The 13,786-nt window shown below is 44.1% G+C and carries 10 protein-coding genes; 1 reads left to right on the plus strand and 9 read right to left on the minus strand.

Annotated features, from left to right (window positions below; translation table 11 throughout):
• Nucleotides 1–58: 58 nt before the first annotated feature.
• From ileS to ACW6PM_RS04665, 6 genes are all read right to left on the minus strand, one after another.
• On the minus strand, nucleotides 59–3,226 hold the full coding sequence (gene ileS, locus ACW6PM_RS04640; protein ID WP_456056371.1) for an isoleucine--tRNA ligase: 3,168 nt from the start codon (nucleotides 3,224–3,226) through the stop codon (nucleotides 59–61).
• Between the two features lie 404 nt (nucleotides 3,227–3,630).
• Nucleotides 3,631–4,512 carry a hypothetical protein gene (locus ACW6PM_RS04645; RefSeq protein ID WP_456056372.1) on the minus strand — a complete coding sequence of 294 codons (882 nt, stop codon included), beginning with the start codon at nucleotides 4,510–4,512 and terminating at the stop codon, nucleotides 3,631–3,633.
• Between the two features lie 148 nt (nucleotides 4,513–4,660).
• Complete coding sequence (locus tag ACW6PM_RS04650; protein ID WP_456056373.1) at nucleotides 4,661–6,169, minus strand: methyl-accepting chemotaxis protein; 1,509 nt, start codon at nucleotides 6,167–6,169, stop codon at nucleotides 4,661–4,663.
• 119 nt (nucleotides 6,170–6,288) lie between these two features.
• Nucleotides 6,289–6,852 carry a 3H domain-containing protein gene (locus ACW6PM_RS04655; protein WP_456056466.1) on the minus strand — a complete coding sequence of 188 codons (564 nt, stop codon included), beginning with the start codon at nucleotides 6,850–6,852 and terminating at the stop codon, nucleotides 6,289–6,291.
• A gap of 60 nt (nucleotides 6,853–6,912) precedes the next feature.
• The gene (gene nadC, locus ACW6PM_RS04660) at nucleotides 6,913–7,767 is read right to left on the minus strand and encodes a carboxylating nicotinate-nucleotide diphosphorylase (RefSeq protein ID WP_456056374.1); all 855 of its coding nucleotides are present in this window, start codon (nucleotides 7,765–7,767) and stop codon (nucleotides 6,913–6,915) included.
• A 307-nt stretch (nucleotides 7,768–8,074) separates the two neighbouring features.
• The gene (locus ACW6PM_RS04665; protein ID WP_456056375.1) at nucleotides 8,075–9,412 is read right to left on the minus strand and encodes an L-aspartate oxidase; all 1,338 of its coding nucleotides are present in this window, start codon (nucleotides 9,410–9,412) and stop codon (nucleotides 8,075–8,077) included.
• A 220-nt stretch (nucleotides 9,413–9,632) separates the two neighbouring features.
• Here ACW6PM_RS04665 and nadA point away from each other — a divergent pair, with 220 nt between their 5' ends.
• Nucleotides 9,633–10,553 carry a quinolinate synthase NadA gene (gene nadA, locus ACW6PM_RS04670; protein WP_456056376.1) on the plus strand — a complete coding sequence of 307 codons (921 nt, stop codon included), beginning with the start codon at nucleotides 9,633–9,635 and terminating at the stop codon, nucleotides 10,551–10,553.
• A gap of 113 nt (nucleotides 10,554–10,666) precedes the next feature.
• On the opposite strand, the gene ACW6PM_RS04675 is transcribed toward nadA, so the two are convergent.
• The 3 genes from ACW6PM_RS04675 to ACW6PM_RS04685 all read right to left on the minus strand — a co-directional run bounded on the left by ACW6PM_RS04675 (nucleotide 10,667) and on the right by ACW6PM_RS04685 (nucleotide 13,782).
• A complete protein-coding gene (locus ACW6PM_RS04675) occupies nucleotides 10,667–11,680 on the minus strand; it encodes a glycosyltransferase family 2 protein (protein ID WP_456056377.1) in 1,014 nt (337 codons plus the stop codon).
• 335 nt (nucleotides 11,681–12,015) lie between these two features.
• Entirely contained in the window at nucleotides 12,016–13,530 is a 1,515-nt protein-coding gene (locus ACW6PM_RS04680) for an AMP-binding protein (RefSeq protein ID WP_456056378.1), read from the minus strand.
• 21 nt (nucleotides 13,531–13,551) lie between these two features.
• The gene (locus ACW6PM_RS04685) at nucleotides 13,552–13,782 is read right to left on the minus strand and encodes an acyl carrier protein (RefSeq protein ID WP_055061240.1); all 231 of its coding nucleotides are present in this window, start codon (nucleotides 13,780–13,782) and stop codon (nucleotides 13,552–13,554) included.
• Nucleotides 13,783–13,786: the final 4 nt, after the last annotated feature.

Here is a 13,786-nt window from a genome sequence, read left to right on the forward strand (position 1 = left end):
CTTTTTCCTCCTTATGGCACCAAAAGGGAGCAAATTAATGCTCCCTCTTGCGCAGAGATTATTGTTTTTCAACTGCAAGCTTAACAGCCTCGCCATTAATCTTCCAATCCTTTTCATAGCCCTTAAGTTCGCCTGATTTAATTGATACGGCAAGAACCTCGGTTTTGATTTCATCACCAAACTTTTCAAATACATTTGAAAGCTTCTCATCTGCCTCGTATGTCACAGCGATGTGATCCATGACCTCAAAGCCTGCGTCCTTACGCATTGTCTGGATCTTACTGATGATTTCTCTTACGAAACCTTCCTCGATAAGCTCAGGAGTGAGGTTGGTGTCAAGGACAACTGTGATATTGTTGTCAGACTGTGTCACATAGCCCTCCATCTGAGTCATCTCGATAAGTAAATCCTCTTTAGATAATACAACTTCATCGCTAATGCTGTCAAGCTTGAGGGAGCCGGTGCTATTGAGCTCCTCCATAGCCTTATGACCATCAAGTTCAGCTAAAACTGCCTTGATCTGGCCAAGGTATTTACCATACTTAGGTCCCACTGTTCTAAGCTGTGGCTTGAATTTGTAGGTAGTGTAGTGTGACACATCATCAGTGAACTCAACCTCTTTTACATTGAGCTCGTCTGCGATGATATCCACATAAAATTCATCCAGCTTTTCCGGTGCCTTTACGAACATTTTACCGATTGGCTGACGGTTTTTGATATTTGCCTCGTTACGGCATGCACGTCCTAGTACTACGACCTTAAGTACCTCGTCCATATCAGCCTCAAGCTTTTTGTCAATCAGCTTCTCATCAACTACAGGGTAGTCGCACAGATGGATTGACTCCGGTGCGCTCTTGTCTATTGAGCAGACGAGGTTTCTGTAGATATCCTCTGTCATGAAAGGAATCATAGGTGCTGCTGCCTTTGATATGGTGACAAGTGCTGTGTAAAGTGTCATGTATGCGTTTATCTTGTCCTGCTCCATGCCCTTTGCCCAGAAACGCTCACGGCTGCGGCGTACATACCAGTTACTCAAGTCGTCTACGAACTCCTGAAGGTACTTTGCAGCCTCCGGAATCTTGTAGTTTGACAGGCACTCATCCACTCCTGCCACTGCTGAGTTGAGCTTTGAAAGAATCCACTTGTCCATTACTGCAAGCTTATCATACTCAAGGCTGTATTTTGTAGCATCAAAATTGTCGATATTTGCATAAAGCACGAAGAATGCGTATGTGTTCCAGAGTGTTCCCATGAACTTACGCTGTCCCTCAAGCACGAGCTTTCCTGAGAACTTCTTTGGAATCCATGGAGCCGATGCTGTGTAGAAATACCATCTGATGGCATCTGCACCGTATGTCTCAAGTGCGTCAAACGGATCTACCGCGTTGCCCTTTGACTTGGACATCTTCTGTCCGTTCTCATCCTGTACGTGTCCAAGCACGATAACATTCTCATAAGGAGCCTTGTTGAAAAGGAGTGTAGACTCAGCCATGAGTGAATGGAACCATCCACGTGTCTGGTCAACTGCCTCTGAGATAAACTTGGCAGGGAACTGCTTCTCAAATACTTCCTTGTTCTCGAACGGATAATGGTGCTGTGCAAATGGCATGGCTCCTGAATCAAACCAGCAGTCAAGCACCTCAGGTACACGGTGCATATCCTTGCCACACTCAGGACACTTGATTGTCACAGCGTCGATATATGGTCTGTGAAGCTCTACCTCTGCAGCCTTTGGATCTCCTGCTTTTTCGGCGAGCTCTGCACGGCTTCCGATACACTCTCTGTGTCCGCACTCACACTCCCAGATATTGAGTGGTGTGCCCCAGTAACGGTTACGTGAAATAGCCCAGTCCTGTATATTCTCAAGCCAGTTTCCGAAACGTCCCGAACCGATAGACTCAGGAATCCAGTTTACTGTATTGTTGTTTCTGATAAGGTCATCCTTTACCGCTGTCTCCTTGATGTACCATGACTCTCTTGCATAGTAGATAAGAGGCTTGTCACATCTCCAGCAGTGTGGATACTCATGCTCAAACTTAGGAGCATCGAAAAGCTGCTTTCTGCCGCTTAAGTCCTTTAATACCTCAGGATCTGCATCCTTTACCCACATACCGGCAAATGGAGTCTCTGCTGTGAGCTCTCCCTTGTCGTTTACAAACTGTACGAATGGAAGGTCATAGTTTCTTCCGACGTTGGCATCATCCTCACCAAATGCAGGCGCGATATGAACGATTCCTGTACCGTCTGACATAGTAACATATGTGTCACATGTCACGAAGAAGCCCTTCTTGCCCTGCTTGTCAGCAACCTGCTTAGCGCAATCATAAAGTGGCTCATACTCCTTGTACTCAAGATCCTTTCCCTTGTATGTCTCAAGCACCTCATATGCCTTTTTACCTGCTTCAGCTTCCTCTTTTGAAAGAAGCTGTGAGAGCACCTTGTCTGCAAGTGCCTCTGCCATATAATATGTGTAGCCGTCGACAGCCTTTACCTTTACATATGTGTCATCAGGGTTCACACAGAGTGCCACGTTGCTTGGAAGTGTCCATGGAGTTGTGGTCCATGCGAGGAAATATGCATCCTCTCCTACTACCTTAAAACGTACTACTGCTGATTTTTCTTTGACTGTCTTGTAGCCCTGTGCCACCTCCTGTGCTGAAAGAGGTGTTCCACAACGAGGACAGTAAGGAACAATCTTGAAGCCCTTGTAAAGAAGACCCTTGTTCCAGATTTCCTTGAGAGCCCACCACTCTGACTCGATGAAATTGTCATCGTATGTGACGTATGGATTGTCCATATCAGCCCAGAAGCCTACTGTGTTGGAGAAATCCTCCCACATGCCCTTGTATTTCCATACAGACTCTTTGCACTTCTTGATGAATGGCTCAAGTCCGTAATTCTCAATCTGATCCTTGCCGTCAAGTCCGAGAAGCTTCTCCACCTCAATCTCAACAGGAAGTCCGTGTGTGTCCCAGCCTGCCTTACGTGGCACGTATTTGCCCTTCATGGTCTGGAATCTTGGAATCATATCCTTTATGGTACGTGTCTCAACATGTCCGATGTGAGGCTTTCCGTTTGCTGTAGGAGGTCCATCATAGAATGTGTATGTCTCTCCTTCTTTTCTGTTTTCCATGGATTTTCTGAAGATATCGCTCTCTCTCCAGAACTGCTCTGTCTTCTTCTCGCGTTCAACGAAGTTCATATTGGTGTCAACTTTGTTGTACATGACTATCTCTCCTTATTCTGTATTGTTCGTGAACATCCCGGTTTATGGAATATTCATTAATAAAAAAGGCACCCATTCCTGTAATTAGGAACGCGTGCCTGATACGTCTATACCACCTATTACAATGTACTTAAGGGAAATACCCTTGCATACCCGCCCCCTGTAACGTAGGGAATACGTCAGAACCTACTCTCGCAGCACTGTATAGCGATTTTAGCCTGCGGCTCAGAAGTGATTTTCAAAATGACAATACTCATACCGGCTCTCACCAATCCCGGCTCTCTTTGACTTTCCTGCCATATCTACTGTCTTCGTCACTGCCTTTTACTAACTGTGTCTAAGTATATAACTGAAAAGCCACTGTTGTCAAGGTGTAATTGCTTCTGTAATAATTTGATAACTAATTAATATATGCCATCATACTCAAAATTCTGATAATCAAAATCGTCATCATCAAAAGAATCATAATCATAATCGTAATCCTCATATGAATCGTCATCATTGTAGTACTCATAGCCCTCGTCAAAGCCCTTCATGAACTCCTTTTCGAAATCTGTGCTTACGCTCGAGCCTGCTATAACCCAAAATATGATACTGACTATAACTGAGATAGCGGCTGTTGCTATACCAACTATACCAAACGCCTTGTTGTTGCCCTTTATGATATGTATAATACCAAAAATGATGGCAAGCAGAGCTGTCACATAGTTGATGCATGTACAAAACAGTACAATAGATGCGATTCCAAGTATCATGGAAGCTATACCAAAGCCATTGCTGTTCTTTGGTGGCTGATTGTATGGATTTGCTCCATACTGTGGCTGATTGTAGGCTGTCTGTCCGTATGCTGTCTGATTGTAGCCCTGTCCGTTTGGCTGCTGGCCATACTGTGCCTGTCCGTAAGCTGACTGATTAAATGAACCCTGGGCATATGTGTTCTGGTTGTATGTGCCCTGGGCATTTTGATTCTGATTGTATGCACCCTGGGCGTTTGGATTCTGGTTGTATGCGCCCTGATTTGCATAACCATATGCACCGCCCGGATTATTGACATATCCATCTGTGCTGCCTGTCTGGTCTGCTGCCTGTCCATATGCGTATGCATTCCCACTTTCCTGATGGGATACAGACTGATTATATGTGTCTGTCGGCTGACTGTATGTGTCCTGCGGCTCGCTGTATGTGTCTGAGCCATTTGCTGCACCTGCAGACTGCCCGAATACACCTGTATTGTCCGGTGTGCCTGACGACTGGTTGTCATTGTTCATAAAATTGTTATCGTCCATAACTTCCTCCATATATCCTATGTTTATGTTTCTATTGTGTTAGAAATATTTTATCATATATTACGATAATGTAAATATTTTTATCATAAAAATATATGTAAAAACGGCAGGAGCTAATGCACTCCTGCCATGAATATAAAAATCGTATTTACTGCTCCCGGAAAACATATTTCTGACCAAGCTCTTGCTCATTCTCCTCAACAGAGTTTTTGAGGTCATCCGCAAGCATATAGATATTTTCCAGTACCTTCTTGCACTTTGCCATACTCTCGACTGTGGTATCAGCCATGCGAAGTCCCTCTGTTGAAGAAGCTGCGACCTCTTCTCCGGTAGCTGAAAGGTGTGTGATATTGTCTGATATGACTGTTGTTGAATCAAGAATCTTTTTGATACTCTCCTCAGCCACATTGATATCCTTCATCAACAGCTCAACGGCCTCTCCCATGGCATTAAACTTGTCTCTTGTATCGTCGATAAGCTCATTCTGCTTCTCTACCGATGATACTGAGTTCTCGATACTCTCGTTGGCACGCCTTGTGTCCTCATTGAGCTTGTTTATAATCTCTGTAATATTGGCTGATGCATCCTTAGTCTGCTCTGAGAGCTGTCTGATTTCATCGGCAACTACCGCAAAGCCTTTTCCTGCTTCACCGGCTCTGGCAGCCTCAATTGAAGCATTGAGCGCAAGCAGATTGGTCTGGTTTGAAATATTGATAATCGACTCAACGAAGCTCTTTACTTCCTCTACCTTGGCTGTAAGGCTCTGGATAACCGACACTGTCACATTGCTTGCCTCTGCCACGTTGTTGGCCTGCTCCTTGAGCTCTTCCACAACATCAGCTCCCTGCTTTACAGTCTCGTCAGTCTGGCGTGAGGCATCAATCATTGCCTTGATTCCACTCTCAGCATTATCTGTATTTCCCTGAATATCAACACACATAGCCGCCTGCTTCTGAATAGCCTCCGCTGTGCTCTCTGTGCTGTCTGCTATTTCCTGGATGGAGCTGTGGCTTACCGCAACCGCCTCATCAAGATCATTTAACATGGTCATGGCCTCATCAAAGTGTTTTGAAATATTCTCCGCAACCAGAACCATCTTCTTATTGCTGTCCAGCTGTGCCATGGCAGACTCTTTGATTTCTTCCATGTTCTCATTGAAGAATTTGTTAAGAAGCATGGTAATACTGTCTGACGCATATCCCACAAGTACAAGAACAAATACTGCTATCACATCATTCTGAAGAGCTGCGCCCCCTGTTCCAAGCTGCATGACAAGTCTGATAACACTGGATATGATTATAACACCATTCATCACCATCATCATCTTTATATCCAGATATATCATTGCTGCAATAACAAGCGGCAGGGCATATGTCCATGTACCGACTGTTAAGTTGAGCAGTGCGATAATAAAATATCCTGCTGTCATAGCGCCCACGAGCATAAGTGCACCGGTTCTGCTGTCTCTTTTTGTGATAAATGCAATGACAGCTATTACTATTACTGCTATTGCCGCAACAAGCTGTATAATTATCCTTGTGGCATCTGCATCTTTTGTCCCAAAGGCCGCAAATAACGTAAATGCTATATATGCAAATACTATGATTGCCGCGAGGAATACACGTTTGTTGGCTCTGTTATACTGTTGACTGTTCATAAAATCCCCCTTCTTTTGTTTGAGTTTTTAAAGTAGTTTTATTATACAACATTTTTTTATAATAATCCACTATTTTTTAGTGCCAACGTACTATTTTTTATAACACTATCCTTGAAGGGCTAAGCCTTCTCCTTCTCCTCGTCCTCTCCCCAGAAATCCACCGGCTCATAGTCCTGCAGCTTTGCTAAAAAGCCCTTCTGCTTAAGCTCCTCCTGTATGGCATCAAGCACCTCTTCACTCTCCGCACATATTGTGTGATAGTGATAACCGGAGGTTACATTTTTAAGAAGGCTGGACTTTCCTGTACGGATTTCCTCTAGATAATTTCTGACATCACGTCTGGACTTGATGTCCATATGGGCGCGGAGCACTCCGTAGACCTTGTGGTAAACAAATACGTCCTTCACATGGCCTCCGGCATCAACTATTGTTGAAAGCTCTTCCTCTACCTCATCATCCTCGTGAATCACCTTTAATACTCTCGAATACTGCTTGTCAGCCTGTATCAGATATCCTCTGTTTGTCGAAAAAATCGCGGCTCCGTTTGCTCGAAGCAGTGCTATGTCCTGCACTATCACCTGACGACTCACATCAAGCTCCTTTGCAAGCGCAACTCCCGCCACAGGCGACTTTGACGAGGACAGAATATTTATTATTTTTTTTCTTCTCTCATCACCGTTCATTTTCGTTCCTTTCTGTAAAAACATTACTGTCACAGCCTCGTGTGACCGGCAGTTTAAATTCTATACTGCATGCAGATTTTTAAGTGATAAATCCATAATAGGTGCTGAATGTGTGAGTGCACCACTTGATACATAGTCTACACCAAGACCCTTTATTCTTTCAATGTTTTCTTTGGTAACATTTCCCGAAACCTCGATTTCGGCTCTGCCGTCAATGTAATCGATACACTGCTTTAAAAGCTCTGTGGACATGTTATCAAGCATAATAATGTCAGCACCGGCTTCAACCGCATCCTTTACCATATCAAAGCTCTCGACCTCAACCTCAATCTTTCTGACAAAAGGGGCATAGGCCTTTGCCATGGCGATTGCCTCCTTCACGCCGCCTGCTGCTCCGATGTGGTTATCCTTAAGAAGCACTCCGTCTGAAAGATTGTATCTGTGGTTGTTTCCACCACCGACTCTGACTGAGTATTTTTCAAAGATTCTGTTGTTTGGAGTTGTCTTTCTGGTATCTAAAAGTCTGATGCCTGTGCCCTCTAAGAGTGCTGCAACCTGGCTGGTGTATGTGGCAATTCCACTCATGCGCTGCAAATAGTTGAGCGCAGTTCTCTCTCCGCATAAAAGCACTCTAATATCTCCGTAAACCTTGCCGATAAGCTGCTTATTTGCTACCATATCGCCATCCTTCACGTAAAACTCTACCTTTGTGTCCGCATCAAGCAGTGTGAAAACTCTCTCAAAAACCTGCAGTCCACAGATGATTCCGTCCTGCTTGCAGATTAAATCCACCTCTCCTGCCTGCGGATGTGGCATCACGCTGTTTGTGGATACATCCTCGCTTGTGATGTCCTCCTTTAATGCGCTTAATATGAATGGGTCTACGTTGAGGCCCAGTGTTACCTGATCGTACATATATTTTGATTCCTTTCGTTGCATTTTTTGCATTTTTACTTTTTATTTTATATTACGGTTTCGCACTTTTTATGCTGTGTGGTGCCGGGGGTAGTACGCAGTATATTCCTCAGATAAATATGAAGTCAGCCACGGGATTTCTTTTGGATAGTGCTTTGTAATTTGCCACTTGTTCGCATTAACTGCGTTAATGGAACCCCGTGGCAGTTCATATTTTTCTTCGGAACACACTGTGTACTCTCCGGCTGTCCAGTTTTTTGAGTGCGAAACCTGGTTACTACAGCTATTACCGCACTTAAAATTGCCTCTATGCTTGAATGTAGGTGACACCTGATTCAGCATTCATGTTTTGTGCGCCGGTGCGTCCCTCTATAGCCTCCATTGCGAGCTTCCTATACTCTCTCTCCACAGCTTTTTCATCGCTGTAATCTGCCAGATTGATGCTATCTGCGGCCTTTTGGGCTGCTATCTCATCATTTACAAAGCCAAGCTCAGCCATCTGTCCTGCTGCACGCTTTGCGAATACCAGGCTCTCTAGCAGTGAGTTGCTTGCAAGACGGTTTCTGCCGTGCACTCCGTTGCAGGCGGTCTCTCCGACTGCATAGAGATATTCCATGGATGTGCGGCTATGGTGATTTACCTTGACACCGCCCATGAAATAGTGCTGTGCCGGAACAACAGGGATAGGCTCTTTAAAGACATCATATCCCATCTCCTTGCAATGTTCAATGATATTCGGAAAATGTGATACAAGCTCATCCCTTGGAATGGTACGCAAATCCTCCCATACAAAGTCTGTGCCGTCCTTTTTCATCTGCTCACGGATTTTGCCGGTAAGCACGTCTCTTGGTAAGAGCTCATCGACAAACCTGTCCATGTTCTTGTCCAAAAGCTTTGCACCCTCACCTCTTACAGACTCAGATATGAGGAAGCTTCTGTCCTCGTGCTTTTTCGTGTAAAAGGTCGTCGGATGAATCTGCACATAGTCAGGATTTTTAAGCTCTATGCCATGCTTTTTTGCAATGGCAAGCGAGTCACCTGTCAGATGTCTGAAATTCGTTGAAAATCTGTACAGTCCTCCAACTCCGCCACAAGCCATGACAGTGTATGCAGCCGTCACCTTTTCAAGTGTGCCATCCTGTTTTCTGATGATGGCGCCGTAGCATTTGTTATCCCTTTCGATGATGTCAACCATCGTCGTATACTCCATGAGTGTCACATTTGAAAGCTTCTTAACCTGTGCAAGCAGTGTGCTTGTTATCTCTTTTCCGGTCACATCCTCATGGAAAATAATTCTGTTGTGTGAATGTGCTCCCTCTCTCGTATAGGCAAGTGAGCCATCATCATTTCTCGCAAAATCTGCTCCGTATGAAACAAGATCCTTCACCACCTCCGGTGATGAGTTTATCATTATCTCAACCGACTCCTTGTCATTCTCGTAATGACCGGCCTTTAAGGTATCCTCAAAAAAGCTGTCAAAATCAGACTGCTCCTTGAGCATGCACATGCCGCCCTGCGCCAGATATGAATCATTGCTCTCAAGATCTGACTTTGTTATCAGTGTAATTCTTATGTCTCTTGGGAGCTTAAGCGCACAATAAAGACCTGAGCAGCCGCTTCCCACAATAAGTACATCTGTATTCATAGTATGTTACCTCTTTTATTTACCTGCATCCGCCGATGTAGCCGCTTCTTTAGCAGCATCACCCTGGATGCGATTTACTGTAATGGGCGTATTATAACACTAAAATTTACAACTGACAAGACACCTGTAAAACTTTTGTGTTGACAGCATGTTTACAGCTAAGTATAATGACAAGTAACTTATTTATTTACACTAGGAATTTTAAGAGGTATATCATATTATGATGACAACAAGAGAATTACAGGATGAAATTATCCGATTAAAAAAGGAAAACGATATCTGTATATTAGCTCACGCTTATCAAAGTCACGAGATACTTGAGGTTGCCGACTTCACAGGTGACTCATACGGACTCAGCAAACAGGCTGCCACAGCACCACAGAAGAATGTGCTCATGTGCGGTGTCCGCTTCATGGCAGAGACCTGCAAGATTTTATCGCCTGACAAACATGTGTTTTTGTCAAACAGCGCAGCAGGCTGTCCTATGGCGGAGCAGCTTGATGTAGAGCTCTTACAATCGTTAAAGGCCAAGAACCCTGACTATACAGTGGTTGCCTACATAAACACCACATCAGAGCTAAAAACCATATGCGATGTGTGCGTCACATCATCATCCGCTGTAAAAATTGTTAAAAATATTGACAACGACAAGATTCTTTTCATCCCTGACTGCAATCTGGGCGCATGGGTTGAGGAACAGGTTCCGGAAAAGACCTTCAAATTCGTACATGGCGGCTGTCCTACTCACCTGCGCATGTCAATAGCAGATGTTGAGAGAGCAAAAGCTGCTCATCCTGCTGCAAAGCTTCTCGTACATCCTGAGTGCCTTGCTGAGGTTTCAAAGGCTGCAGACTATATCGGAAGCACCACCGGCATCATTGACTACGCTAAAAACAGCTCAGACAAGGAATTTATCATCGGAACAGAAAACAGCATACTGCAGCACTTACAGTATGAGTGTCCTGACAAGAGCTTCTATCCGCTCTCAAAGGACTGCGTATGCCACAATATGAAGCTCACTACCCTAATGGATGTATACAATTGTGTTAAGGGAGCAGGCGGAGAAGAAATCATACTGCCTGACGATATAAGAACAAAGGCCAAGGCCTGCATAGATACCATGCTCACACTTGGAGATTAATTTAGTTACTTACAATATCAAAAGACCACAGGTCATCTGTTTTGATGCCTTGTGGTCTTTTTTAATTAATTGATGATAATATCTCATCTGAATAATACTTATTTCACATCCATCTAATTAAATCCGACAACCTTCTGCGACAGCTTATACGCACCGATAGCTACCTTCCTGCCACCCTTGCCCGGCAGGTTCATTACCTGTCCCATGACACCATGGCGCAGCTTCTTATAGGTCTGCTCATCATGCTCCTTCATGTATGCCCACAGCTCATCCTTCTTTGCCATGTTCTCATCTGTGCCTGAGATAATTGCAAGAATAGTAGATATGGTCGTGATAATCTCCAGATAGCTGTACATATACTTCCTGCACATTTCATTTTTTATCTCGTGCAGATTTACATCGTCAAACATAATCTTATTTACACGAATCTGCTGATCGATACGGCGTATCATAACCTGCTCATTGACCGACTGGTCATCGCGTCCGATAAAATATCTGTAGAAGTCCACATCCAGATAGTACATTGTGCGCACATACGGCAATGGCTTGTATACATAGATATTGTCCACGTAAAAGGTATGCTTCGGAAGCTCAAGTCCACAGCTTCGCAAAAGCTCTGTCCTGTATATTACCGAATGCATCAGTATGTAATGTCCCTTGTGGATATGCTTTATGTCACTCCAGGTAAATACCTCATTTCTCGGGAAGCCGGTCTGGCGCATGACCTTTTTACGCCTTGCTCCCTCCTTCTCATAGACATAGTTGGCAAGAAGCATATCAATCTGTGTATCCTCCTTCTCAAACTCCCTGAGCTTATCCAGTATCTTCTTATATGAATCGAGATCCACCCAGTCATCACTGTCCACAACCTTGAAATATTTGCCCGTGGCATTCTTAAGGCCTGTGTTTACCGCCTGTCCGTGTCCGCCATTCTCCTGATGTACAGCCTTTACTATGTCAGGATATTCGGCTGCATATCTGTCAGCTATCGCTGCTGTCTCATCCTTTGAACCGTCATCAACAATAATTATCTCCACATCATCTCCACCCGGCAGGATAGATTCTATACAATGCTCCATGTAGTCCTTTGAATTGTAGCATGGGATTGCAAAACTTAGTAATTTCATCTTTTTCCCCTTGTAAAAAATAATATCGCTGTTTGATTATGCATAAAATTTTATTCTATATGCATCATCAAATACCGATACTATAATTATACACAAAATCATGATATTGTCTAAGGGTTTTTTGTGGTACCTTAGACCTGCACATTTTGTTCATATTTTGTTTACAGAAAAGTGAAATTCAAAACACACGGTTTTCACAATTGATTTGTATACTAACATCATAAACGAAAGATACATAACAAAAGCAACAAAACATATTAATTACGCAATACTCATACTAATCTTTTTCATATATAGCCGATGCAAGCCACATGCATCGGCTTCCTCTTTATATATCAGCTTCTCTTTATCTTACGTGAAGCCGTCTTCTCAAACTCACTTTCCCGCACCTTAAGGCTATAGATACGCTTGTAGGCAGGTGCATTCACATTGTACCCATCAATCAGCTCCTGCAGAGCTGCCCTTATATCGGTAATACCGGCATTTTGAGCATACTCGCTGTCCGGGAAAATCTCAGCCTCAATCACGCCGTCTGACTCACGCACTATGATTTCCTTTATGAGATGATTCACGCTCAGAGCGTTTTCAAGCTCCTCCGGCGACACATTCTCGCCGTTTTTGGTGATAATCAGATTCTTTCTTCTTCCGGTCAGATAAATATATCCATCCTCGTCCACATAGCCCAGGTCGCCTGTGTGAAGCCAGCCGTCAGACAGTGTTTCCTCTGTCTCCTTTGGCATCTTGTAATAGCCCTGCATCACGCTTGTACCGCGGACTAAAAGCTCACCGTCAACTGTTTTTGCCTCACAGTTTGGCATCAGCTTGCCTACAGAGTTTTTGCGGATATCCCAGCTTAGATTGGTGCTGATGACCGGAGAGCACTCTGTCATGCCATAGCCCTGCAATATGGTAATCCCAAACTCTGCAAATAAATCAACATAGTCAGGATTCAGGTATGCCCCGCCACTGCAGATTGTATTAAGTCTCTCTCCAAATATCTTTTTGCGGACCGGCTCAGCCGGAAGTCCCGCTGCCCTTACCTCCTCGAGCTTTCTGGCAAATGTCTCAATCATAAGAGGCACCATAAGAATCATATCGGGAGCAAAAAGCTGTATATTTTTTGCCATGCGCATGATGGAATCATTGATGCAGATTACAGAGCCCAGTGAAATTCCCTTCAAAATATCCATACTCAGACAGTATGCATGATGTATCGGGAGCACAGACAGAATTACCGTGTGCGGTGCAATTTTCATATCAAGGCAGGTGGCATTTTCAGCCAGGTTGTTCTGCGTCAGCATGACTCCCTTGCTCTTTCCCGTAGTTCCCGATGTAAACATGATAGTGCAAAGCGCATCCTCTGCCACAGCAGGCTCATAGCTTCCCCTGTTGTCATCTATAAGCCCATTAAACGAAAGCACCTGAGGGCAATGCTCTGCGCTGTTCATAGACACATACACATTTATATCATGACAGCTTTTAGCTGCGGCCTCAGCCACATCCAAACGTGCCTCATCAAATATAAGCATCCTCACATCGGCTCTGTCCAAAAGCTCACATATATCCGCTGCCGGAAGCGATGCATCGATTGGAACCGCAACACTTCCGCTTTCTGTGATTGCCAGATATGACACTATCCACTCATATGATGATGGACCGATTACAGCGATATGCTGTCCCTTTTTGCCAAGCTTTTCGATGGCATTGGCAAAGCTGTCTGTGTCATCCTTAAGCTCACTGTAGGTCCTTGCGTCTATCTCATTTTTGGATTTCTTCCATCTTATCGCGTCATCCGCACCGTAATTCTCTTTTGCATATGAAAGAATTTCAGGAATTGTGTGAAATAACATATTTTCTCCTATCTGCGCCCATTATGCGTCTTTTAATGTCTCAAGATAATCTATTGCTTCCTGTACTGTGCGGATTTCCGCTGCCTTTGTCTGCTCAATCTCCACATCAAAGGTATCCTCTATCTCTCCGAGCATGCTCATGAAGTCAAATGACGTGAAGCCCAAATCCTCCATAAAACGGGACTCTTCATGCACATCTGCCGGCTGAACATCAACATAATTACAGATAATTTCCACTAATTCATCAAACATAATA

It is taken from the genome of Agathobacter sp., assembly GCF_977054825.1.